Raw genomic sequence first — 24,308 nt, 5'->3', positions numbered from 1 at the left:
GATTAAAAAAGAATGGCAAATTTAAAAGAAGTAAGAATTCGTATATCATCGGTGCAATCTACGCAGCAGATTACCAAAGCCATGAAAATGGTTTCGGCAGCAAAGCTGAAGCGCGCAACGAATGCTATTATACAGTTACGTCCGTATGCTACGAAGCTTAAAGAGATCTTAGGGAATCTTTCTGCCAACCTGGAAGGATCTTCATCGCCTTTTATTGAAGAACGTGAGCCAAACAAAGTTTTAATTGTAGTGGTATCTTCTAACCGTGGTCTTGCTGGTGCTTTTAACATGAACGTGATTAAAGCAACGAACAACCTCATCGCAGATAAATACAGTACGCAATATAAAAATGGTAATGTAAGTATCGTATCGATCGGTAAAAAGTCGCAGGACTTTTACGAGAAGAGAGACTACAAGGTGATCGGAAACAATAACGATGTATATACCGCATTAACCTTTGAGAACGTAACCAAAATTACAGAGGCGATCATGACCGGCTTTAAAGCAGGTGAGTTTGATAAAGTAGAACTGGTATACAATCAGTTCAAAAACGCAGCTGTACAGATTGTGACTACAGAGCAACTGCTTCCTTTGCCAAAAACAGAAGCCAAGCCATCAGAAAAGTCAAATAAACAACAGATAGATTATATCCTTGAGCCTTCACAGGAGGAGATCGTAAAAGAATTAATTCCCAAATCGATCAAAATTCAATTGTATAAAGCTGTTCTGGATTCACATGCATCAGAACACGGTGCAAGGATGACTTCGATGGATAAAGCAACTGAAAACGCGGGCGACCTGCTGAAAGCGCTTAAACTTTCTTACAACCAGGCACGTCAGGCAGCAATTACTACTGAGCTGACTGAGATCGTAAGCGGTGCAGCAGCATTGAATGGTTAGTACATCTCAAATAAATTAATTTAAGAGGCTGTCTTGCAAAAGATGGCCTCTTTTTGTTTAAAGCTTAACATATGATGATCATGAACAAAATCATTTTCCCGGTCTTACTGACGTTTTTATTTCCGGCTGTTTTATTCGCGCAGATGAGTCCGGGCGCATTGGCTCAAAAAGATTATGCCGTTGCTGTGGCATGGGAGCAGCAGTCCGGAGAGTACAGGGCATTGTCTTTCCAGGCCTACAACTTTGCCAGGCTCTCGCTCAATGAAAGGTTAAAAGATACCGCCGCTGCTAAACCCAACTGCGTGATCGTTGATATCGACGAAACACTGCTTGATAACTCGCCTTTTTCTGCCATGCAGGTACAGAAAGGTGTGGCTTACAATCCCAAAGACTGGTCGGCATGGACAAGCCTTGCCGCAGCAGATACCGTACCCGGAGCGCTGAGCTTTCTTAAATATGCGGCATCGCGTCAGGTAGAAACTTTCTATGTCTCCAACAGGATAGCACCGGATTTTAAAGCCACGCTGGCCAACCTGCAGCGGCTGGGATTTCCATTCGCTGATGAGCAGCACCTGATGTTGTCTGCAGGATCGTCTGACAAGGAAGCCCGCCGGCAAAAAGTATTGGAACAGCATAATGTTCTTTTATTATGTGGTGATAACCTCAGTGATTTCTCCAATGTGTTTTACAGACAGGGAAAAAATACGAAAGAAGAAGTTGACCGCGCACAGGCAGAATTCGGTACGCACTTTATTGTATTGCCTAATCCAATGTATGGCGACTGGGAGAAAGTACTGTACAAAGGTGTAAATCCCAACGAAACAGAAAAATCAAGACAGCGGATTAATGGGTTAAAAGGATTCTAAACAAATAATTCTCAGGCTATCATGCTTTATTTGTTGAAATAATATTAATTTTGTGCAGGATTTTAAAAATAAACAAATGGATCAAAGGCCGCTACGTAACACAAAAAGTATACAAAACGCAAACGAATCAGCAATATATAAATTATTGGTTGTTGGTGTTGTGATCAGCATAATTGGAGTTTTTCTGCGTTTTGCAGGTGATTCTATGACATTGTCAATCGTATCATGGGCGATATTATTCGCAGGAGCATTTGTATGCTGTAAAGCAGTATTCAAAATACTGGGCGCTTAAAATAAAGATATTTAAAGAAAAGCCTTCACAGCAGATGCTGATGAAGGCTTTTTTTATTTAACCCTTTTCTGGTTGTCTTTCACAAAGGTATCCCATCCTGAGTAGGACTTTCCGGTACCGCTTGCAGATACCCGCTGAAAGGAGTGGCATACAGCCACCGCCAGCCCGTCCGTGGCATCCAGGAACTCTGGCGTTTCCTTAAAGTTCAGCAGGCGCTGCAGCATCGCCGCTACCTGCTCTTTTCCCGCACTTCCATTACCTGTAATCGATTGTTTGATCTTTCTTGGCGCATATTCTGTAATCGGAATATCCCTTGATAAGGCTGCTGCCATGGCAATTCCCTGTGCCCGGCCCAGTTTAAGCATCACCTGTATGTTTTTTCCGTAAAATGGTGCTTCAAGCGCCACCACATCAGGTTTGTATTCATCTACCAGCGCTACAGTTTTTGCAAAGATCCGCTGTAGTTTTAAAAAGTGGTCATCCAGGTGGTCCATCTTCACTACGCCCATGGCAATCAGTTCTATTTTACTGCCCTTCTCCAGGATCACACCATAGCCCATTATCGCTGTGCCCGGGTCTATGCCCATGATCACCCTTTCCTTTTTTCCAACCAACATAGAACAATATTAAGCATATTTGCATGAAATAAAAGAAACGATAAATTGATATCCAAATATAAAGGTATATTTTCCAATGTTCTCAAAGTGGCCATCGTTGCCTTTACGTTCTGGTTTATCTACCATAAGCTCTCTGCAAATACGAACCTGAAAGATTTTACAAGCCTTTTATCGGGTATCCCGGTACCAGAGATCACGGCCGTTCTTTCGCTGGTGCTGCTGCTGATGTTTATCAACTGGGGGCTCGAAGCCGTAAAATGGAAAAGGTTACTGCGGCAAATAGAGATCATTACATTGTGGCGCGCGGTGGAGTCTGTATTCTGCGGGCTCACCTGGGCAGTGTTCACGCCCAACCGAATCGGCGAGTATGGCGGCAGGGTATTTTTTTTATCACCCAAGCGCAGGATCATCGGGGTAGTGGCCATGGCCGTAGGTAACATCGGCCAGATGGTGCTCACGAACATCTTTGGTGCCATAGCGGTCTGCCTCTTCATCTATCGTTTTGCGGGTCTTGATTACAGGCTTACCTACGCCCTGATGGCAGTGTCTGTCATGTTCTGTGCTTTCTTCCTGGTTTTCTTTTTTAATATCCGCTGGCTCAACGGCATCCTGCTGTCTATGCGTTTTACCAGGAAATACAAGAAATTTTACAGCATCCTGGGCAGGTACCACAAGAAGGAACTGCTGAGAATTCTCTCCCTTTGTCTGGCCAGGTATGTGGTCTTCAGTACGCAGTACTTTATTATGTTTTACTGGCTCATCCCTGAGATACATTACCTGGATATTATGATGATGGTGTGTATTTTATTTTTTGTACAATCCACCCTTCCATCTCTGGATTTGTTTGATATCGGCGTAAGAAGCGTCACTGCATCCTATTTTTTTAGCTTCGTTACCAAACAGGACGTGGCAGTTATTGCATGTACTGCAAGTATATGGCTGATAAATATTATTATTCCTGCTATATTAGGCTCATATTTCGTTTTTAAATTAAATTTTTTTGGAAGTCTTAACCGCCGTTAGTTACCTGTCATCATTTTTAACCCTCATCTACCTGCTCGTTGTTTTTGGATTTATACGCGGCTGGCACCAGCTTGTGCCCTTTCAGTATAAGGAAACAAAGGGCTTTACCAGTGTTTCCATCATTATTGCAGCACGCAATGAAGCTGAGAGTATTCACCGCACCATTGAGGCATTGCTGGCGCAGGACTATGACAGGGACCTTACGGAGATCATCTTTATTGACGACCACTCCACAGACAATACTGCTGAGATTGTCCGTTCGTACCCGGGCGTAAAACTCATTTCCCTAAAAGAAGACCGTGCACTCAACTCCTATAAGAAAAAAGCCATTCAGACCGCGATAGGTGAAGCCAAAGGCAGCCTGATCATCACCACTGATGCAGATTGCCGTATGGGTACCAGATGGCTTAAAACGATTGTAGCGTATTACGAAGAAAAAGGTTTCAAAATGATCTCTTCCCCGGTGGCGTACGACGAAGAAAAGAGCTTTTTTGAAAGGTCGCAGTCGCTGGAATTTCTGTACCTGATCGGGCTCGGGGCATCCACCATCGGCAACAATAAACCTTCTACCTGCAACGGTGCCAACCTGGCCTATGAGCGCGAAGCCTTTTATGAAGTAGGCGGCTTTCAGGGTATAGACGACCTTGCCTCGGGTGATGATGAACTGTTGCTGCATAAAATAGCTGCCAGATATGAAAACAAGATCGGCTTTCTCAGGAACCAGGATGCCATTGTGTATACACATGCCAAGCCCAACCTGAACGAGTTCCTGCAGCAGCGCAAGCGATGGGCATCAAAAAGTACCCGGTATAAGAATAAGTCGATCATCGTCCTGGGCGTATTTATATGGTTCTTTAACCTCAGTATTTTGCTTAATCTCCTTGCCGGGGTGTTTTATATTGATTTCCTTAAAATTGCAGCCATACAGCTGGCACTGAAGATTGCTATAGAGTTCCTGTTCCTTACAGGGGTGACAAAATTTGCCAGGAGAACAAGTTTACTGGTATTATTACCTGTCCTGAATATTTTCCATGTCCTGTATATTATTTATATTGGTGTGTCCGGAAACTCAGGCAAATACAACTGGAAAGGCAGAATGGTCAAATAATGGAGAAAAGCAATAGTCCTGCGAGAAAGATATGGCTGCGGTTTAAAAGAAATAAACCCGCACTGGGCGGACTGATCTTTATCATACTGCTGCTGATGATGGGCATTCTGGGCTATGTGCTGACGCCCGATCAAACGCCGATGGCCAATTCAATGCACCTGCAGCTCAGCAATAAAAAACCGGGGCGCAGCTTCCAGTTCCTGGTAGTAAGTACCAAGGATAGTGTTGCGCAGGTTGGTCTTTTTGAAAAGATGCTCTACGGGCAGGAATCCGGGATAAAGAGTATTCCAATTACCGGGTACAGGATAGCCGGCAACAGGATCTATGTGAAAGAATATATTGGTGACGATGAAGAATCTGCGGAAAGCAGTTATCAGATAAAAGGCAGTACCGAAGAATTTATCCGTCGGCATATCTACCGGCAGACCTTTCTGCTGGGAACCGATGGCTACGGCAGGGACCTGCTCAGCAGGCTCATCCTGGGTGTCCGGGTTTCACTGTCGGTAGGTTTGATCGCGGTAATCATTTCTATGAGTATCGGTGTAAGCCTTGGCGCACTGGCCGGCTATTTTGGCGGCTTTACAGATACCGCGATCAGCTGGCTGATGAACGTGATCTGGTCGCTGCCCTCCCTGCTGCTGGTGATTGCGATTTCATTTGCCCTCGGAAAGGGTTTCTGGCAGATATTTATTGCGGTAGGCTTGTCTACCTGGGTAGATGTTGCCCGACTGGTACGCGGACAGGTGATGGCGATTAAAGAGGCTGAATTTGTAGAGGCTGCCAGGGCACTGGGATTTCCCACGCAGCGCATTTTACTCAAACATATCCTTCCCAATATTGCAGGCCCTGTGCTCGTGATCGCCTCGGCAAATTTTGCTTCGGCCATCCTGCTTGAAACAGGCTTAAGCTTTCTTGGCTTTGGCGCACAGCCGCCCATGCCCAGCTGGGGAAGTATGATCCAGGAGAATTATGGCTATATCGTCATGGATGCCGCTTATCTGGCTATTCTGCCCGGAATGGCCATTATGCTGACTGTTTACGCCTTCAACCTGATGGCAATCGGGCTCCGCGATGCCTTTGATATCAAAGCCCAGAATATTACGGTTTAGTTTTTTTTCCTAAATTAGTGCCATGTTATTGAACTGTTTTCAACTGGAACATATAGAGGCCGGCTGTGATGAAGCGGGCAGGGGCTGCCTTGCAGGACCGGTATACGCTGCCGCAGTAATCCTGCCACCTGATTTTGCAGCAGGAGAGCTGAACGACTCCAAAAAGCTGACACACAACCAGCGCGCAGCATTGAGGCTGATCATAGAGCGCGAAGCCATTGCCTGGTCGGTAGCCTCAGTAGACAATCACGAGATCGATGAGATCAATATCCTGAACGCCTCCTTCCTGGCGATGCACAGGGCGATAGAAAAACTGAGCGTTCAGCCCCGGTATTTAAGTATCGACGGCAACCGTTTTAAAGCTTATCCTGATATTCCGCATAGCTGCATTATTAAAGGCGACGGCAAATATCTCAATATCGCTGCCGCTTCCATCCTGGCGAAAACACACCGCGACGAATTTATGGACAACCTGGCTGATGAATACCCGCATTACGAATGGAAGACGAATAAAGGATATCCAACAAAAGTGCACCGCTCTGCAGCAATATTGCACGGGCTTTCACCATATCACCGTAAAACTTTTAGCATCAGTGATCCTGATCTTCTTTTCGTTGCAGATAATGAGCTATAATTTGTATTTTCACCTTATTGAAAACGTTAATACTCAGTAACCGTGTTCCATTTCCGCCCAACAGCGGCTACCCGATTGTAGTGTACAACACTATTAAGGGCCTGCTCAATGTGGGCGTGGATATCACTTTGTTCAGTATTAACACCAATAAACACAGGGTAGATGTAGATGATATCTATGACCCCGTATTTGAAAAGATCAAATTCCACTCCTGGGACCTGGATACCGAGGTCAATCTCTGGGGCGCATTTTTCAATATCTTTTCCAACGAGTCTTACAATGTATCACGCTTCTTTGATGAAGATGCTGCCAAGCTTCTGGAAAATATCCTGCGCGAAACAGAGTTTGATATCATCCAGTTTGAAGGACTGTTTGTAGTGCCTTACCTCGATGTGGTGAAGAACAACAGCAAGGCCAAGCTGATCTACCGTGCGCACAATATTGTTTTTGACGTTTGGGAGCGACTGGCCAATTCCGAGCGCTTTACCCCCAGGCGCAAATACCTGCAGTTCCTGGCCCGCCGGCTCAGGGAATATGAAACCGAGCAGATCAACCGCTTTCACCAGATCTTTGCGATCAGTGAGCCCGACCGCCAGGCGATCCTGCATTTTGGCTGCGAAACCTGCCTCGATGTTTTTCCGGTGGCGCTGGACTTTGAAAAATATGTGGTAGACCCAAAAAAAACAAGCTTTCCTACGCTGTTCCATCTCGGTGCAATGGATTACCGGCCAAATAAAGAGGGGCTGGAGTGGTTTATCGAAGAGATCTGGCCGGATATAGAGAAGCTCAACAGTGAGCTGCGCTTTTATATTGCGGGCAAGAGCATGCAGCAGCATTTCTATGATTATGATTCCGACAACCTTGTGGTAGAAGGAGAAATATTTGATGCCGTAGAATTCATGAACTCCAAAGCCATTATGATTGTGCCCCTGCTTTCCGGCAGCGGGATGCGGGTAAAGATCATCGAAGGAATGGCCATGAAAAAATGTGTGATCGCTACTACCTATGCGGCAGAAGGACTGAATTGCGAAAACGGAAAGGACATCCTGATTGCAAATACGCCAGATGAATTTTACCGCTGTATCCTGCAGTGCATTACCCACCCCAACAGGTGGCGCGAGATCGGCGAGAATGCGCGTAAAACAGTGGAGCGCGATCATAACCTGATCACGGTTTCTGAAAGGATGCTCAATGTATACGAGCGGTTAGTAAATGGATAAAAAATATGTACTTTTGCCCAAAATCTAACCACTAGCGCATGAATAATACCGCATTAACAGACAAACACATTTCTTTGGGTGCCAAGATGGTACCATTTGCAGGATACAATATGCCAGTTCAGTATGAAGGCATTAATGCAGAACATGCTACAGTAAGAAAAGCTGTAGGTGTTTTTGATGTAAGCCATATGGGCGAATTCATCCTTAAAGGTGAAAATGCCCTTGACCTGATCCAGCGCGTAATTAGTAATGATGCTTCGAAATTATATGACGGTAAAGTTCAGTACGCTTATCTTCCAAACGAAGAGGGCGGGATTGTAGACGACCTGCTCGTTTACAGGATAGATGAGAAAACATATATGCTGGTCGTGAATGCTTCCAATATCGAGAAAGACTGGAACTGGATCAGTAAATTTAATACCAAAGGAGTAGAGATGCACAATATCTCTGATCAGACTTCACTGTTAGCCGTTCAGGGGCCAAAGGCTGCCGAAGCGCTGCAAAGCCTGACGGATATCGACCTTGCTTCGATGGAATATTATACTTTCACCAAAGGTGTTTTTGCCGGTGTGGAAAATGTGGTGGTTTCTGCTACAGGATATACAGGTGCGGGCGGATTTGAGATCTACTGCGACAATGCGCATGCAGAAACGATCTGGAATGCTGTTTTCGAAGCAGGTGCTGCGTTTAACATTAAACCAATAGGTTTAGGTGCCCGTGATACCCTGCGCCTTGAAATGGGCTTCTGCCTGTATGGCAACGATATCGACGATACCACTTCTCCCATTGAAGCCGGTTTGGGATGGGTCACCAAATTCACCAAACCATTTACAAATTCTGAAGCCTTACTGGCAGAAAAGGAAGCCGGTGTAAAACGCAGGCTGATTGGTTTCGAGATGATCGACCGCGGTATCCCGCGCCATGATTATGAGATCGTGGATGCAGAAGGAAATGTAATCGGAAAAGTAACATCCGGTACTCAGTCGCCTTCCCTGCAGAAAGCCATAGGAATGGGTTATGTAAGCAAAGAAAATGCAAAAGAAGGAGCTGAAATCTATATCAGCATCCGTAACAATAATATTAAAGCCAAAGTAGTAAAATTCCCTTTTTTTAAATAAACCAACGTAGTTTCCGATCCCCGCCTGATATGCCCAGAAAAATAGAAGTTTGCCTTACCCCCGCTCTCATAGATTTATACGCGATAGAAGAAAGTATTGTTGTCGTTATTGATATCCTGAGAGCAACCTCATCCATCGTATATGGAATAGACAACGGGGCAGAGGCTATTATTCCGGTGGCGCAGGTAGAGGATTGCCTGAATTATGCAGACAGGGGATATTTACTGGCGGCAGAACGAAATGGGGAAGTAGTTGAAGGCTATAACTTTGGCAATTCCCCATTTTCTTATACAGCTGATAAAGTGGCAGGTAAAACCGTGGTGTTAACCACTACAAATGGTACCAAAGCGCTGCACCTGGCAAGAAAAGCAAGTCAGGTGGTGATTGGTTCCTTTCTAAACCTTCAGGCTTTGTGCAACTGGCTAAAAACCCAGGATAAGGATGTATTGCTGCTTTGTGCGGGCTGGAAAGACCAGTTTAATCTGGAGGATACGATCTTTGCCGGAGCTGTGGTACATGAACTGCGCCCGCTGTTCACAGATTTTGATGATGCCGGTGTGGCCGCAGAAGATCTGTACTCCATGGCTAAAGATAACCTGCGGGCCTATGTAGGTAAATCTGCTCATAGCCACCGTATGATGGCGCTGAATATCGAGGAGGATATCAAGTTCTGTCTTCAGCTCAACATCTGTGAAGCCATTCCTGTACTTGAAGGTGATAACCTGGTTGCGCTGAAAGGTATTTAAGACGCATTCTCTTTTAGCAGTTCCTGGAACTGCGTATGATTTTTGATCGTTTTCAGTGTTTCCTCATAAGCCAGCCAGTAAATGGTTTCAGCTTTTTTCATATCAAAAGTGCTGATTTCTCCCATACCTTTAGGTTCTATCAGAAGATTGCAGAAAGCCGATTTCTGCTCCATGTCTTTATTAACCGTCATCAGTCCTGCCCTTGACATCAGTGTGGAGATATTTGTGATGCTGCTTACCGGTCTCAGGTGATTGCAGGATGAACCAATGATAAAATCACAGTTGTTCAGCAAAGGTTCCACGGGAAAGTTATTGAGGATCCCGCCATCAACATACATTTGGTTGTCGATCATGATCGGCCTGAATATCCCGGGCAGGCAGCATGAAGCCTGGATGGCCCTGATCAGCGGCCCTTTTGAAAAATAAACCAGATTCCCCTCGCTAAAATTTGTCGCCGCTATCGTGAGCGGGATTTTGAGCTTTTCTATCTTATCCTCAGGAAAAAAGGTTTTCAGCAGATTGGAGGTATGCTCTATTCCGATCAGGCCCAGGGAACCCACTGCCGGCCTGATAAAGCGCAGCAGTTTTGTTTTCATAAAGATCTCCAGCCCTTCCTCCGGATCTATTCCGGCAGCATAAAAAGCGCCCACAATAGAGCCTGCACTGGTGCCGCTGATATGGCTGAAGGTGATACCTGCATTGATCAGTGCTTTCAATACGCCCAAGTGTGCAATGCCTCTTATTCCTCCTCCTGAGAGGACAATTCCTACTTTCTTCATTTAGATTAATTTGAGAGCTGAAGACCTACTATTGAGAACTGACGTTATCTAAGGCTCCATTTTTGGTTTATACTTTGCACCATTCAATATTTTTTGTGCATCCTGATCTGCCATCAGCTGCTGTAAGGTAACTTTAGGATTTTCGGCCATGTACTTCCTCACCATCTGCCAGCCAATCCAGATCCCCAGTTTGGGAGCGGATTCATTGTTTTCGCCTAAGCCCGGCGTAAATGGCGCTTCGCTCAGGTACATTTGTATTTTCTGGAAATCTGTTTCAAAAAGCAGGTTATTCTGCATAAAATATGCCCAGATATCTCCTTCATAAGCCTTACACCATTCCAATTGTTTGGCGGTATAGCCTATTTTAACCGAATCCGGAATCTGATCGTCCATTACCTGGTCCATAAAATACAGGATCTTGCCATTCTCTACCATCTTAGCCAGTAAAGAACGGTTTTCATCTCTTGCCGGGAACAGCTCTTCGCGTGCAAAGGTTTCCGTTATCCGCGGAACAACATACTCGGGGCTAAACCTCCGGGAGATATATAAAGGAACGCTTTTTACGATAGCCTTGTAAAACCTGCTGTTTTTACCCAGGAACATGTCCAGCCCGATACCCATGTAGTCGTCACCAATAGGTGTCTGCACAGCAAAGCCCGAAACAAAGGCAATGATTTTGGGAACCTTTACCTGGGGATAGTAGTATCTGATGTATTTAAAAGTTTCGGTAAGTCCCTGTTCCTGGGCTTCCATGTTTTTGAATACGCTGTCGGCATCCTTGCTTAAATCTGTGTAGGCCTGGTCTTTATAGAGTGTGGCCAAAACCGCGGCACCAGTATATGTAGGGTCGCCCACCATCCGGTGCACATAATCATCATAAAATCCGCCATATCTTTTCTGCAGGAAAATATCAGTCTGCGCAATGTCTTTCTGCTTTCCGGTAAACAGGTCCCTGTCAAATCTTTCAATTTTAATATCGAGGTCTATGTCGCTCACATCGGGCTTATTTCCCTGTTTACAGGAAAAAAATGAGGCTACACACAGAAAAATTAGATAAATTTGGAGATGCTTTACGTTATCATTCATTGATAACAAATATAAACAGATCAGGGATGAAACCATCATCAGCATTCGACTATAAATATTACAAATGCTGATGATAGCTTCATGGCTATTAAACACAATAGAAACTAATGAAAAACTTACTAACCGGAATTCTATTTTTAATGATCACAGGCAGCGCTGTTGCACAAAACGGGCCTGAGCCTTATTATGGTTTCAGGCTTGGCCTTGCAGCATATCCAACGATCGGCTGGGCAAAGCCGGAAACAGGGACCAGCAATGGTGTGAACCTGGGTTTTGCCTATGGCTTGCTGGCCGACTTCGATTTTGCTGAGAACTACAGCTTTTCTACCGGCTTAACGATCACCAGTATCAATGGCAAAACCACTGAGATTAACCCACGACCGTATTATGATGCGGTGAAATATCCAAACCCTACGGCATATGAACTGAAATATATGCTGCAGTACGTAGAAATTCCGCTAACCCTGAAACTGAAGACTGACAAAATCGGACTGGTACGCTGGTACGGGCAGTTTGGTTTGTCCAATGACTTTAATATTGGTGCAAAACAAAACGTATCAGTAAACAATACCAGGATCGTAGACGGGGAGCATATCAAAAAAGATATCAATTTTTACCGTGCCGGTCTGATCATTGGCGGGGGAATTGAATATGATATCGCAGGGCATACCAGCGTAACCACCGGGCTTACTTTCAATAACGGATTTACTGATATCTCTGATGATAAAAGCAGAAGTGTAAAAAACCACTTTGTAGGTATAAATTTTGGAGTTTTCTTTTAGCAGATCATGAAGATAGCATTAGCGCAGCTCAATTACCACATCGGTAATTTCGAATACAACACGAAAAAAATCATCGATCATATTGCCCTGGCAAAAGCTGGTGGTGCCGACCTGGTCGTGTTTGCAGAACTGGCAGTTTGCGGATATCCGCCGCGCGATTTCCTGGAGTTTGAGGAGTTCATTGCCTTATGCGAAGATGCAGCGAAGGAAATTGCATCGCACTGTAAAGGCATCGCCTGTATTATCGGCCTGCCCGTAAAAAATGAGGCTGTTGCCGGTAAAGACCTGTATAATGCCGCTTACTTTATTGAAGAGGGCGAGGTTAAAGCAACAGTGAAAAAAGCGCTGCTGCCCAATTATGATATTTTTGATGAGTACCGTTATTTTGAGCCTGCTACAGCTTTTGAATGTATCGATTTTAAAGGGACCAGGATTGCCCTAACGATCTGTGAGGACCTCTGGAACATTAATAATAACCCTCTGTATATTTCCAATCCGATGGATGTGCTGATTACGCAAAATCCGGATGTGATGATCAATATTGCAGCCTCGCCATTTTCTTATGAACATGATGATGCGCGAATGGTGGTTTTGTCAGATAATGCAAAAAAGTATAAATTGCCATTGCTTTATGTAAACCAGGTAGGGGCACAAACAGAAATTATATTTGACGGGGGCTCTCTGGCTTATAACAATGAAGGGCAGCTGCTGGATGAAATGCCTTATTTTAAAGAGCATTTAAAGACGTATACGCTTGCTAATGGTACATTTGAAGGTTATGCCCCGGTTGCACATGCAGAGTCATCTGATATCGCACAGATCCATGATGCGCTGGTGCTTGGCATAAAAGATTATTTTGGCAAGTCTGGCTTTTCAAAAGCGGTCCTGGGCCTTTCCGGTGGTATCGATTCTGCAATTGTTTGTGCACTGGCCTGCCGGGCCCTTGGGCCTGAAAATGTGATGGCGGTACTGATGCCCTCCAAATACTCGTCAGACCATTCGATCAGGGATGCGCTGGACCTGGTAGAAAACTTTGGCTGCAAACACGAGATCATCGCCATCAAGGAAGCGGCAGATGCGTTTGACAGCATGCTTGCCCATGCTTTTGAAGGACTTTCCTTTAATCTGACCGAAGAGAATATCCAGGCGCGGAGCAGAGGCATTGTGGTGATGGCGATGTCCAATAAGTTTGGCTATATCCTGCTGAATACTTCAAATAAAAGTGAGTGTGCCGTAGGTTACGGTACGCTGTATGGAGATATGTGCGGTGCGATAGGGGTAATTGGTGACGTCTACAAAACACAGATTTACCAGCTTGCCCATTATATCAATAAAGACTGCGAGGTGATTCCCGAGAATACCATCGTTAAACCACCATCTGCCGAACTCAGGCCGGGACAGAAGGATTCTGATTCTCTTCCTGACTATGACACCTTGGATGCGATCCTGTACCAGTTTATCGAGCTGAAGAAAAGTTCTGCTGCAATCATTGCGCAGGGCTATGACGAAGCGATAGTCAAAAGAATTTTGAAACTGGTGAACGGGGCGGAGTTTAAAAGATACCAGACACCGCCTATCCTGCGGGTTTCACCAAAAGCTTTTGGAATGGGCCGCAGGATGCCGATTGTAGGAAAATACCTGGCTTAAGCTTTACGGGACTTCTTCCTGAAGAAAGTCCCGTAAGGTATAAACAAAGCCAGGATCAGGCCCATTACGCTTAAGATCTTAGCAATGATATCTCCGCTTTTTACATATGGCGTCAGCTGATCATTCAGATTGATATCCATTTTGAGGGCATCACGTGTCCACCATTTCGACTGTTTCACCACATCCCCGCGCTGATTGATAAAACCGGAAATTCCTGTATTGGCAGATCTTACCACCCAGCGGCGGTTTTCGATCGCCCGTAATTTGGCATACAGAAAATGCTGGTCTTTACCATAGGTATTTCCCCACCAGCCATCGTTGGTAATGATGGCGATAAACTGCGCACCGTTTTTAACAGACTCGCTGATCCATCCGCCCCAGAGGGATTCGTAGCAGATCACCGGCGCCACACCGACACCACTTTGGGAGTAAAATACACCGGGCGCGTCCTGCCATCCCCATCCGGATACGGTTCCGCCCAGGCCAGAAAAAACAGGGGCAAGGAAAGCCAGTGTTTCCGGGAAAGGCATTTTTTCTACACCCGGCACCAGTTTGGATTTATGATAAAATTGGACGTTGTTAGAATTCTCTACCTGCATTGCCGTATTAAAGTTATCAAAGTACAGACGGCTGTTGGCATCAAACTTGGCCGACAGGGTTTTTTGTTCATTGTATATTTTGATACTTTCAATACCGGTAAGCAATGAGCCATTCTTGTACTTGCTTAAAAAGCGCTGCGCATCCTCATACTCCCTGTTGCTGCGGATCCTGTCTTCATCAGCAAAATTCGGGATTGCTGTTTCCGGCCAGATAAAATATTCTGTATTTACCTGTGCAACTGAGTCTGATAGTTTACTTAAAGTCTTTAGCTGATCGCCCACAGATATACCACCCGATTTCTCATAAGGATCAATATTTGGCTGCACCGTCACCACATTAATAGGTACGTTCTTCTCTTTATAGGTGTAATAGCGGGTCAGGGATATCGCAGCCGGAACGATCAGGAAGATCAGCCAGGCAATGGCAGGCCTGAACCTCAGATAACCAGTTTGATTTTTATAACTTTTATAAGCTTCAAAGGCAAGGATATTGCTCAGTAAAATCCAAACGGATCCGCCATATACGCCAGTAGACTCATACCATTGTGCCAGCTGGTGCAGTCCTGCAAATCCATTACCCAGGGTCATCCAGGGAAAGGCCAGGTCCCATGTGGCATGCAAATATTCCATACCGATCCAGAAACAAAGTAAAGCCAGATAGGCAATGCTCTTTTTGCTCACTACTTTCAGAAACCTGTAATACAACCAGAAAGCAAAAGTCATCAGTAAAGCGCCCAATCCGTAGGGGATGATGCAGATCAGCAGGGATACTACAGGACTATTGTAGGCACTGATGGCATTGTACACCCAGTAAATACATGCGGTATTCCAGATCAGGAAGGTTAATCCGGCAGTAAGGAACACTTTTTTGCCGGTTTTCTTCTCATTTTTTGAGATGATCTGATCCAGGGCAATCAATAGCGGAACGAAACCAACCAGTAATAAAGGAGCGGCAAAAGTATGTGGAGGCCAGGCCAGCCATAATAAGAATGCGCTTAAAAGGGCAAGCAACAGCGGGTGTTTTGGTTTCATTGAGGGATAATGGATACTAATAGTAGAATAATCAGGTTTGCAGGGGATTAAAAACTGTCTAATATATCGGCTTTTTTCGCTTCGTATTCTTCCTGGGTTATCAGCTGTTTATCGTACAATGTTTTCAGCTTGCGCAATTTCAGGGTAGTTTCATCTTCCGGTTCTTCAATCGGTGCCGGAGGAACTGCTGCCACGGAAGGGATTTCCGTAACAAAAGAAACCGCATCTTTTGCCGGGCTGTCTGAAGGCGTAATATCTATGAAGGGGATGTCTTCGGTACCTGCCTGAAGATTGCTTACCGTACCCTGCTGCTGTGCTCTCCTGTCGGCCTGTTCAGCCAGCTGCTGCTGTTCCCTAAAACTTTCCAGCTGCTCATAAGCTGCCTGATATAACTTACGTGCCTGCACTTTTGGAATATATTCAGTGATGATATTCTCGCCATGCTGCGGTACACAGATAAACTTGGAGCCAAAAAGTTCCTCTTTAAAGGATACTTCCTTAATGGTTTTCCAGGAGATATCTTTAAAATTCATGGTAATGCCAAAGTTGGCCGGCTCACAATAGAAGATGCGTTTGTTACTTACTGCAATACAATCCGGCAGCAGGTTTACGGCTGGTTTTTTCTGAACAGCCAGGTAGATGAGCTCTTCATTCGTTGTCAGCATATCGTTCAGCTTACCTAAAACTTTTTCTACAGCTTTAGGGTCCTGTTCATCGCTCAAAAATCTATCTATTAAAATCATGTTTTTTTATTTAAGGTGTTTACCGCAAGTTGCGGGCCTAAACGCTAATCTTTCTCATAAGAACGTTTTTCCTTTTTCGTTTCTTCTTTACCGGCAACACAAATTACGAATTCGCCTTTTAATATATTGTTTTCGAAATGTGATTTTATTTCTGTCAGTGTGCCCCTGACGGTTTCCTCGTACATTTTAGTCAGCTCGCGACTTACCGAGGCCTGTCTTTCCTCACCAAAAAACTGCGCAAACTCTTCCAGGGTCTTCAGCAGGCGGTGCGGGCTTTCATACAGTACGATCGTTCTTTCTTCGTCGGCCAGTTTCTTTAAACGCGTTTGCCTTCCTTTTTTTACGGGAAGAAAGCCTTCAAATACAAAGGCGTCTGTGGGCAGTCCGGAGTTTACCAGCGCAGGCACAAAAGCTGTAGCGCCGGGCAAACACTCTACAGGCAGGTCATTTTTCAGTACTTCGCGCACCAGGAAGAAGCCCGGATCAGAGATGGCCGGTGTGCCGGCGTCAGAGATCAGCGCCACGTTTTTACCTTCGTTCAGAAACCTGATGATCTCTGAGGTAGCCTTATGCTCATTATGCTGATGGTGTGAATATGCTTTTTTATCGATACCAAAATGCTTCAGCAGAGGGGCACTTGTACGCGTATCTTCAGCCAGGATAATATCGGCTTCCTTCAATATGCGAACAGCCCTGAAGGTCATGTCTTCGAGGTTTCCGATAGGTGTAGGCACCAGAAATAGTTTACCGCCCATATTATTCTCCAAACTCTTGTTATATTTGTTAAAAAAATTAAATAATGCTGCAAGTTAACTATATCCGTGAAAATAGAGAGAAAGTTTTAGAACGCTTAAGTGTCCGTAACTTCAAACAGCCAGAACTGGTTGATGAGATTATCAAATTTGATGAAGAACGCAGACAAACTCAAACTTCGCTGGATAATTTATCTGCCATTGCCAATGCCAGTGCCAAACAGGTAGGTGAGCTGATGCGCAATGGTAAAAAAGAAGAAGCCGAAGTGCTTAAAGCACAAACAGTAAATAATAAAGAGCAAAGCAAACTATTGTCAGATCAGCTGGCTTTGGTAGAGCAGCATTTGTACCAGGCGCTGGTGCAGTTGCCCAACCTGCCGGGAGAGCAGGTGCCTGCAGGCGCTACACCAGAGGACAATGAAGTCACGTACCTGCACGGTACGCCGGCAGAACTGCATGCCAATGCCTTGCCGCACTGGGAGCTAACCGCCAAATATGATATTATAGATTTTGAACTGGGTACCAAGATTACCGGTGCAGGATTTCCTGTATATAAAGGCAAGGGTGCCCGTTTACAGCGTGCGCTGATCAACTTCTTCCTTGACCGTGCTACCGCAGCAGGATACCGCGAAATGCAGGTGCCGCTGATGGTCAACGAAGCTTCAGGGTTTGGCACAGGACAGCTGCCGGATAAGGAAGGACAGATGTACCATTCTACAGTGGATAACCTGTACCTGATTCCTACGGCTGAAGTCCCGGTAACCAATCTTTACCGTGATGTAATCCTTAAAGAGGAAGAACTACCGATAAAAAATACGGCATACACGCCATGTTTCCGCCGCGAGGCAGGTTCATATGGTGCGCATGTGCGCGGATTGAACAGGCTCCACCAATTTGATAAAGTGGAACTGGTACAGATAGCTCATCCGGATAAATCATATGAGATACTGGAAGAGATGAGCAGTTATGTTCAGTCACTGCTGCAAGATCTTGGCCTGCATTACCGTGTGCTGCGTTTATGTGGTGGCGATATGGGATTTACTTCTGCGATGACGTATGATATGGAAGTATGGAGTGCCGCGCAGCAGCGCTGGCTGGAAGTTTCTTCAGTATCTAACTTTGAGGCTTATCAAACGAACAGGTTGAAGTTAAGATTTAAAGGTGCGACAGGTAAAACACAGTTAGCACATACGCTGAACGGCAGTGCTTTGGCATTACCACGTATCGTAGCAGCTATCCTGGAAAATTACCAGACAGCAGATGGTGTGGTTATTCCAGAGGTACTGAGATCCTATACCGGTTTCGACCGTATCGATTAAATTTTCCTCAGCGGCGCAATTTCCTGAGCCGGCGCAACATTCATTCCGGCGCAAATTTACTGCCGGGGATACCAAATAAAAAAAGCTCCATCTTTTACAGATGGAGCTTTTTTTATTTCGATGGTCCTTAGATTACAGGATCAGGATTAATAATAAGATAATGATAATAATTGCACCTACTGAAAGATAGATACCTCCACCCATTGCACGGGCTTCTTTTTTCATTGATTTTAATTCGTTACGCAATTCTTTTCTCTCAGCTCTTGACATGTGAGATTTATCCATTGCTTTAATTTCTTCAACACGGTTAGTGATTTTTTCCAATTGAGCTTTTTGCTCTACTGTCATTTCCACTTTGTCTTTAGTTGTTGCTGCAGATACTGTGTTCATGCCAAGACCTAACATGAAGATTAAGGCGAAAGAGTAAATTAATTTTTTCATAACGTTTTGATTTAGTTTTAAAGTGTTCGTGTTATTTATCCAAATAACAAAAAACCTACCAAAAGTTCTGGTAGGTCTCTTTTCCCCTAAAATAGCCTATTTGGGGTAAAATGGGGTGTTTTTTATCTGTAATGATAAATTGTGTCGTTTAAAACTGTCTACTGTACTGGTCGTTATTTGATTTCGAACACGGTATTCATCACGTAACTCAGCTTTATCTTTTTAAAATCGATATCCGGTGCGGGTGCTGCATCAGCCAGGGAACTGTTCCCGCGTAACATCACCCTGCTTGTGCTGTACATCGGCTGAGGAAAGGTTTCGTTATTTAATTCCTGAATGTCGATCACACTGCCCAGCTGGTTGCCCAGTGCTTCTACCAGGTAAGTAGCTTTAGCTTTTGCGGCCTGCAGCGCTTTGATCTTCAGTTCCTTTTTTAAGATCTCGATTTTAGAATAGTCATAGCTGTCGATATTGGTATAGGCAACCCCTTTAGGATCAACATCGCCAATGATCGCGTTCCATTTATTGAGGTCGTTAACTTTCAGCCTGTACTGTTTGCTCACCAGGAAATCCGGGTTTTTCTTTTTCTCAGCAGCTGTGTTGTATCCCGACAGGTTACTGATCATTAGGTTATCTCTCGAAATGCCTGCACTCTGGATCGCATTGTACAGTTGTGTTTCCAGTTCGGTAATCTCTACCTTTTTCTTGCTGTTGCCATCTTTCAGGTATTCCTTTAGTGAAATGCTGATATAAATAATATCAGGGGTAACTTCTGTTTCTGCTGTTCCGCTAACGCTGATTTTTTTTCGCAGGTCTACTTGCTGGGCCATCGCGCTCATACTAAACAAGGCAATAAAGGCAAAGGTGAATAAGTGTTTCATAATGATTCTGTTTGTGTGTATACAGGTTAGATGTAAAAATCATACCGATTCCATATTCTAAATAAAGAAATTTTATTCATTCAATAGTAACCTTGTTTTTTTATTTGGTTATTTTGTTGATTTTGAGTTCCTAAGCAGGTTATGCCGGCTAATCCGGGGCAAAAAAAAAGCGCCTGCATTTTTGCCGGCGCTTCCTGTATATATTCTTTTTAGTCTTCTACCATTTCATTATTGGGGCCGATCTCCTCTTTCACATCTTCTTTAAAGTAGCTTTTCTGGAAGATCAGAATGGCAATCACACCTACAGATATGGCAGCATCTGCAACGTTAAATACCGGTCTGAAAAATACGTAATCCTGTCCGCCCCATATCGGTACCCAGGTTGGGAAAATCCCTTCCAGGATCGGGAAGTAAAACATATCAACCACTTTGCCATGGAAGAGGGGGGCATATCCATAGATATTGCCATAACTCACCGAATCAATGATATTTCCGAGTGCTCCCGAAAAGATCAGTGCAACATTCAATATCAGTCCCCTGTGGTATTTATGTTTGATCAGGTAGACCAGGCCATAGCCAATTCCGGCAACGGCACCAATTCTGAACAGCGACAAGGCAAGCTTTCCAAATTCACCGCCAAACTCCATCCCGAAAGCCATTCCATTATTTTCAGTGAAATGTATAATGAACCAGTTGCCAATGACCTTAAATTCCTGGCCAACATACATATTGGTTTTGATCCATGTTTTTACGGCCTGATCTACAAGCAAAACAAGGAATATCACCAGCAATGGTTTAGTATAACCTTTCATTATGCCTGCTTCAGTTTAGCTTCCATACTTAATGTAGCGTGAGGTACTGCACGCAGACGTTCTTTCTGAATCAGTTTACCTGTTTCACGGCAGATACCATAAGTTTTATTCTCAATGCGCACCAATGCCGCTTCTAAGTTATCTATGAATTTTTTCTGACGGGCAGCAAGCTGGTTTAACTGTTCTTTCTCCATCGTTGCAGATCCGTCTTCCAGTGTTTTATAAGTTCCTGAAGTATCTTCAGTACCATTAGAATTTGGACTGCTTAATGAATTCGTTAAATCAAGAAATTCCTCTCTGGCCATACGAAGCTTGTCCTGTATCAGCACTTTAAATTCTTGAAGCTCGTTATCTGAGTAACGCGTTTTTGTAGGGTTTTCCATAATTTATTTATTGTTTTGCAATCAAAATTTGTAGTTCAACATCATCAATTACTATTTTGTTTCCTAAATCGAAATCATCGATCAGCGTAAGGTCATCTGCCAAAATTTCTGCGCAAATGTATGCTTTATTATTCTCTACTGCTGCCCTGATCAGGTTATCGTTTTGTAAATTAACCGCTATACGGTCAGTTACCTCAAAATTTAATTCTTTTCTCAGGTTCTGGATCCTGTTGATCAGTTCCCTTGAAAGTCCTTCTTCCTTCAGCTCCCCGGTAATGGTTACATCCAGGGCAACTGTAAGGCTGCCCAGGTTGGTCACCTGCCACCCTGGAATATCTTCTGCGATAATCTCAACATCCGCTAAAAGGATCTCGTAATCTGTGCCCGGGACCTTGTAAAGGCCTTCGGCTTCAAACTTGCCCAGCTCTTCCTGGCTCATATTACTGATCAGTTCTGCCACGGATTTCATGTCCTTGCCTACCTTCGGCCCAAGGGCTTTAAAGTTGGGTTTTATCTTTTTGGTGATGAAGCCTGCAGTGTCTGTAATATACTCAATATTCTTGATGTTAGTTTCCGACAGAATAATTTCTTTAACCAATTCTACCCTGCTTTTGAAGGCCTGGTCCAGCACCGGGATCAGGATCTTGGCCAATGGCTGACGAACATTGATACCGGATTTTTTTCTCAGTGAGAGTACCATCGAAGAGATGTCCTGCGCCAGGTGCATACGCTCGTTCAGTTCTGTGTCGATCAGTGAAGTATCACCTTCTTTCCAGAGTGTTAAGTGTATAGACTGTTCTGCTTTAGCAGGTTTGTTTACAGTCAGGTTCTGGTACAGCCAGTCGGCAAAAAATGGTGCGATGGGCGACATCAGTTGTGATACCGTCAGCAGACAAGTGTACAGGGTTTCATATGCGGCCTGTTTATCGGCAGTCATCTCGCCTTTCCAGAAGCGGCGGCGCGATAAACGGATATACCAGTTGCTCAGGTGCTCGTCTACAAAGGATTGTATTGCCCTCGCTGCTTTCGTTGGCTCATAGGTATTATAATTTTCATCTACCTCATTGATCAGGTTCTGCAGCAATGATAAAATCCAGCGGTCCAGTTCCGTGCGGTCCTGTACAGAGATCTCGTTGTTCTCATCGATTTCGAACTTATCAATATTGGCATACAGTGCAAAGAAGGCATACGTATTATACAGTGTGCCAAAGAACTTGCGCCTTACCTCGTCCAGTCCTTCCATATTGAACTTCAGGTTGTCCCATGGCGAAGCATTGCTGATCATATACCATCTTGTGGCATCGGCACTGTACGTATCAATCGTATGGAAAGGATCGACACCGTTTCCTAAACGTTTAGACATTTTGTTGCCGTTCTTATCCAGGACAAGACCGTTTGATACCACATTTTTATACGCAATACCTTTATTGCCTACACGTTCATTGATGGCTTTGATCTCATCGCTGGTTTCGCTCAGCATCACTGCGATTGCATGCAGCGTAAAGAACCATCCGCGTGTTTGGTCTACACCTTCTGCGATAAAATCTGCAGGGTAGGCATTTTCAAATTCTTCCTTATTTTCAAAAGGGAAGTGCCATTGTGCATATGGCATTGCGCCGCTGTCAAACCATACATCGATCATATCAGCTTCACGGATCATTTTTTCTCCTGTAGAAGAAGTGAGGATCACATCGTCCACGTAAGGGCGGTGCATATCTTTCAGCTCAAAGGAAGCTTCCATGAAACCTGCATCAACAGATTTTTTGATCTCTGCATTCAGTTCAGCGATAGAGCCGATACATTTTTCTTCCGTACCGTCTGCTGTTCTCCAGATCGGCAGGGGAGTGCCCCAGTAACGGGAGCGCGAGAGGTTCCAGTCTACCAGGTTTTCCAGCCAGTTTCCAAAACGGCCGGTTCCTGTAGCTTCAGGTTTCCAGTTGATCGTTTTGTTCAGCTCTACCATTTTCTCTTTTACAGAGGTGGTTTTGATAAACCAGCTGTCGAGCGGATAGTACAATATAGGTTTGTCAGTTCTCCAGCAGTGCGGATAACTGTGTTCATATTTCTTTACATCAAAGGCTTTATTGTCTTCCTTCAGCTTAATCGCGATCAGCACGTCAGTAGCTTTAAAATCTGCTGCTTTGCGTTCCTCATCGCTGTAGTACTCTTCCTTTACATAATATCCGGCAAAGTCGGTCACCTCATCTACAAATTTCCCCTGTTTGTTTACCAAAGGAAGATCATTGCCCTGCTCGTCTTTGATCATCACCGAAGGGATGCCGCTTTCTTTGGATACCCGGAAATCGTCTGCACCAAAAACCGCTGCAATATGAACGATACCTGTTCCGTCTTCAGTGGTTACATAGTCGGCCGGGATCACGCGGAAAGCTTTTTCTTCCAATTCTGCATTGGTCACATAGTTCATCAACTGATGATAACGCAAACCAACAAGGTCTTTACCGGTAAATTCTGCCGCTATTGTCCATGGAATCAGTTTATCCGTGTCTTTAAAATCTTCAAAAGAAAGATTTTCAGCGTCTTTTTTAAAGTGCTTTCCTACCAGGTCTTTCGCCAGTATAACGCTAACCGGCAGGAAAGTATAGGGGTTAAAGGTCTTCACTTTCACATAGCTGATTTTCTCACCTACCGCCAGTGCGCCGTTTGATGGCAAAGTCCATGGTGTGGTTGTCCAGGCGATGATTGCCGTATCTTCGGTTTCGCTGTCAAAAAGTACCGGCATCAGAGGATGCTGCTGATCCTTTTTCAGGAAAAACTGTGCAGTGATGGAAGTATCTTTCAGCATTTTATACGTACCAGGCTGGTTCAGCTCATGCGAACTCAATCCTGTACCGGCAGCAGGGGAATAAGGCTGTACCGTATATCCCTTGTATAAAAGGCCTTTATTGTAGAATGTTTTTAAGATCCACCACAGGGATTCAATATATTCGTTTTCATAGGTGATATAGGGCTTTTCAAGATCTACCCAATAGCCCATTTTTTCTGTCAGGTCGTTCCAGATATCGGTATAGCGCATCACTTCCTCGCGGCAGGCTGCATTATAGTCTTCAACAGAAATTTTTACACCTATATCTATTTTAGTGATGCCCAGTTTTTTCTCTACGGCAAGTTCAATCGGAAGTCCGTGGGTATCCCAGCCGCCTTTACGCTTCACCTGGAAACCTTTGAGCGTTTTGTACCGGCAGAAAATATCTTTTATGGCACGGGCCATTACATGGTGAATACCAGGCATACCATTAGCAGAAGGCGGGCCTTCGTAAAAAGTAAATGGGTTAGATTTTGGCCTCGTAGAGATGCTTTTTTCAAAGATATTCTCTGCTTTCCAAAACTCCAGTATCTCTTTACCTATTTTAGGTAGTTCTAATTGTTTAAATTCCCTATACATCAATCCAGTATCTTAA

General features: G+C 44.5%; 23 protein-coding genes. 12 read left to right on the top strand and 11 right to left on the bottom strand.

The features are described 5' to 3' along the window. Positions 1–12 precede the first annotated feature (12 nt). Complete coding sequence (gene atpG, locus FN831_RS12245; RefSeq protein ID WP_142528491.1) at positions 13–900, top strand: ATP synthase F1 subunit gamma; 888 nt, start codon at positions 13–15, stop codon at positions 898–900. 80 nt (positions 901–980) lie between these two features. Beyond that, positions 981–1,766, top strand: coding sequence for a 5'-nucleotidase, lipoprotein e(P4) family (locus tag FN831_RS12240; protein WP_246101491.1), 786 nt, complete (start codon positions 981–983; stop codon positions 1,764–1,766). Positions 1,767–2,111: 345 nt separating this feature from the next. On the opposite strand, the gene ruvC is transcribed toward FN831_RS12240, so the two are convergent. After that, positions 2,112–2,675: a crossover junction endodeoxyribonuclease RuvC gene (gene ruvC, locus FN831_RS12230; RefSeq protein WP_142528490.1), complete on the bottom strand. Its 564-nt coding sequence runs from the start codon at positions 2,673–2,675 to the stop codon at positions 2,112–2,114. A 45-nt stretch (positions 2,676–2,720) separates the two neighbouring features. Here ruvC and FN831_RS12225 point away from each other — a divergent pair, with 45 nt between their 5' ends. From FN831_RS12225 to FN831_RS12195, 7 genes are read left to right on the top strand one after another with little or no spacing between them, the layout of a single operon-like run. Beyond that, on the top strand, positions 2,721–3,698 hold the full coding sequence (locus FN831_RS12225) for a lysylphosphatidylglycerol synthase domain-containing protein (protein WP_142528489.1): 978 nt from the start codon (positions 2,721–2,723) through the stop codon (positions 3,696–3,698). Continuing rightward, the gene (locus FN831_RS12220; RefSeq protein WP_142528488.1) at positions 3,676–4,806 is read left to right on the top strand and encodes a glycosyltransferase family 2 protein; all 1,131 of its coding nucleotides are present in this window, start codon (positions 3,676–3,678) and stop codon (positions 4,804–4,806) included. The genes FN831_RS12225 and FN831_RS12220 overlap by 23 nt, the downstream gene beginning before the upstream one ends. Then, positions 4,806–5,915, top strand: coding sequence for an ABC transporter permease (locus FN831_RS12215; protein WP_142528487.1), 1,110 nt, complete (start codon positions 4,806–4,808; stop codon positions 5,913–5,915). Before FN831_RS12220 ends, FN831_RS12215 begins: the two co-directional genes overlap by 1 nt. 22 nt (positions 5,916–5,937) lie before the next feature. Next, positions 5,938–6,549, top strand: a complete 612-nt coding sequence (locus FN831_RS12210; protein WP_142528486.1) for a ribonuclease HII — start codon at positions 5,938–5,940, stop codon at positions 6,547–6,549. 17 nt (positions 6,550–6,566) lie between these two features. Next, positions 6,567–7,769 (top strand): glycosyltransferase family 4 protein, encoded by a 1,203-nt coding sequence (locus FN831_RS12205; RefSeq protein ID WP_142528485.1) that lies wholly within the window; start codon positions 6,567–6,569, stop codon positions 7,767–7,769. 38 nt (positions 7,770–7,807) lie between these two features. Then, entirely contained in the window at positions 7,808–8,887 is a 1,080-nt protein-coding gene (gcvT, locus tag FN831_RS12200) for a glycine cleavage system aminomethyltransferase GcvT (RefSeq protein ID WP_142528484.1), read from the top strand. Between the two features lie 29 nt (positions 8,888–8,916). Beyond that, entirely contained in the window at positions 8,917–9,633 is a 717-nt protein-coding gene (locus FN831_RS12195; protein WP_142528483.1) for a 2-phosphosulfolactate phosphatase, read from the top strand. On the opposite strand, the gene FN831_RS12190 is transcribed toward FN831_RS12195, so the two are convergent. Both FN831_RS12190 and gldB read right to left on the bottom strand, forming a co-directional pair. Beyond that, positions 9,630–10,412: a patatin-like phospholipase family protein gene (locus FN831_RS12190; protein ID WP_142528482.1), complete on the bottom strand. Its 783-nt coding sequence runs from the start codon at positions 10,410–10,412 to the stop codon at positions 9,630–9,632. The two genes, FN831_RS12195 and FN831_RS12190, sit on opposite strands and share 4 nt — an antisense overlap. Positions 10,413–10,460: 48 nt before the next feature. Next, complete coding sequence (gene gldB, locus FN831_RS12185; protein WP_142528481.1) at positions 10,461–11,498, bottom strand: gliding motility lipoprotein GldB; 1,038 nt, start codon at positions 11,496–11,498, stop codon at positions 10,461–10,463. Positions 11,499–11,605: 107 nt separating this feature from the next. On the opposite strand from gldB, the gene FN831_RS12180 reads away from it, so the two are divergent. After that, positions 11,606–12,280, top strand: a complete 675-nt coding sequence (locus tag FN831_RS12180) for a porin family protein (protein WP_142528480.1) — start codon at positions 11,606–11,608, stop codon at positions 12,278–12,280. Positions 12,281–12,286: 6 nt separating this feature from the next. Next, positions 12,287–13,927 carry an NAD+ synthase gene (locus FN831_RS12175; RefSeq protein WP_142528479.1) on the top strand — a complete coding sequence of 547 codons (1,641 nt, stop codon included), beginning with the start codon at positions 12,287–12,289 and terminating at the stop codon, positions 13,925–13,927. Here FN831_RS12175 and lnt read toward each other — a convergent pair. The 3 genes from lnt to rsmI are packed head-to-tail and all read right to left on the bottom strand — an operon-like array spanning position 13,924 to position 17,056. Then, the gene (lnt, locus tag FN831_RS12170) at positions 13,924–15,558 is read right to left on the bottom strand and encodes an apolipoprotein N-acyltransferase (protein ID WP_142528478.1); all 1,635 of its coding nucleotides are present in this window, start codon (positions 15,556–15,558) and stop codon (positions 13,924–13,926) included. The two genes, FN831_RS12175 and lnt, sit on opposite strands and share 4 nt — an antisense overlap. Before the next feature lie 47 nt (positions 15,559–15,605). After that, on the bottom strand, positions 15,606–16,301 hold the full coding sequence (locus FN831_RS12165) for a PH domain-containing protein (RefSeq protein ID WP_142528477.1): 696 nt from the start codon (positions 16,299–16,301) through the stop codon (positions 15,606–15,608). A 44-nt stretch (positions 16,302–16,345) separates the two neighbouring features. Next, positions 16,346–17,056, bottom strand: a complete 711-nt coding sequence (gene rsmI, locus FN831_RS12160) for a 16S rRNA (cytidine(1402)-2'-O)-methyltransferase (RefSeq protein ID WP_142528523.1) — start codon at positions 17,054–17,056, stop codon at positions 16,346–16,348. Positions 17,057–17,100: 44 nt separating this feature from the next. Here rsmI and serS point away from each other — a divergent pair, with 44 nt between their 5' ends. After that, positions 17,101–18,372 carry a serine--tRNA ligase gene (gene serS / locus FN831_RS12155; protein WP_142528476.1) on the top strand — a complete coding sequence of 424 codons (1,272 nt, stop codon included), beginning with the start codon at positions 17,101–17,103 and terminating at the stop codon, positions 18,370–18,372. Positions 18,373–18,504: 132 nt separating this feature from the next. Here serS and FN831_RS12150 read toward each other — a convergent pair whose 3' ends face one another. The 5 genes from FN831_RS12150 to ileS all read right to left on the bottom strand — a co-directional run bounded on the left by FN831_RS12150 (position 18,505) and on the right by ileS (position 24,292). Then, positions 18,505–18,813, bottom strand: coding sequence for a hypothetical protein (locus FN831_RS12150; protein ID WP_142528475.1), 309 nt, complete (start codon positions 18,811–18,813; stop codon positions 18,505–18,507). Positions 18,814–18,986: 173 nt separating this feature from the next. After that, a complete protein-coding gene (locus FN831_RS12145) occupies positions 18,987–19,694 on the bottom strand; it encodes an SIMPL domain-containing protein (protein WP_142528474.1) in 708 nt (235 codons plus the stop codon). A gap of 209 nt (positions 19,695–19,903) precedes the next feature. Next, positions 19,904–20,506, bottom strand: a complete 603-nt coding sequence (locus FN831_RS12140) for a lipoprotein signal peptidase (RefSeq protein ID WP_142528473.1) — start codon at positions 20,504–20,506, stop codon at positions 19,904–19,906. Next, the gene (locus tag FN831_RS12135; protein ID WP_175470477.1) at positions 20,506–20,889 is read right to left on the bottom strand and encodes a TraR/DksA family transcriptional regulator; all 384 of its coding nucleotides are present in this window, start codon (positions 20,887–20,889) and stop codon (positions 20,506–20,508) included. Before FN831_RS12135 ends, FN831_RS12140 begins: the two co-directional genes overlap by 1 nt. A gap of 7 nt (positions 20,890–20,896) precedes the next feature. Next, complete coding sequence (gene ileS, locus FN831_RS12130) at positions 20,897–24,292, bottom strand: isoleucine--tRNA ligase (RefSeq protein ID WP_142528472.1); 3,396 nt, start codon at positions 24,290–24,292, stop codon at positions 20,897–20,899. Positions 24,293–24,308: the final 16 nt, after the last annotated feature.

Origin of the sequence: Pedobacter westerhofensis, assembly GCF_900182595.1 — a bacterium.
GTDB lineage: Bacteria > Bacteroidota > Bacteroidia > Sphingobacteriales > Sphingobacteriaceae > Pedobacter > Pedobacter westerhofensis.
Note: the sequence above shows the minus strand (reverse complement) of the source record. Positions and strands in the feature narration are given on the sequence as shown.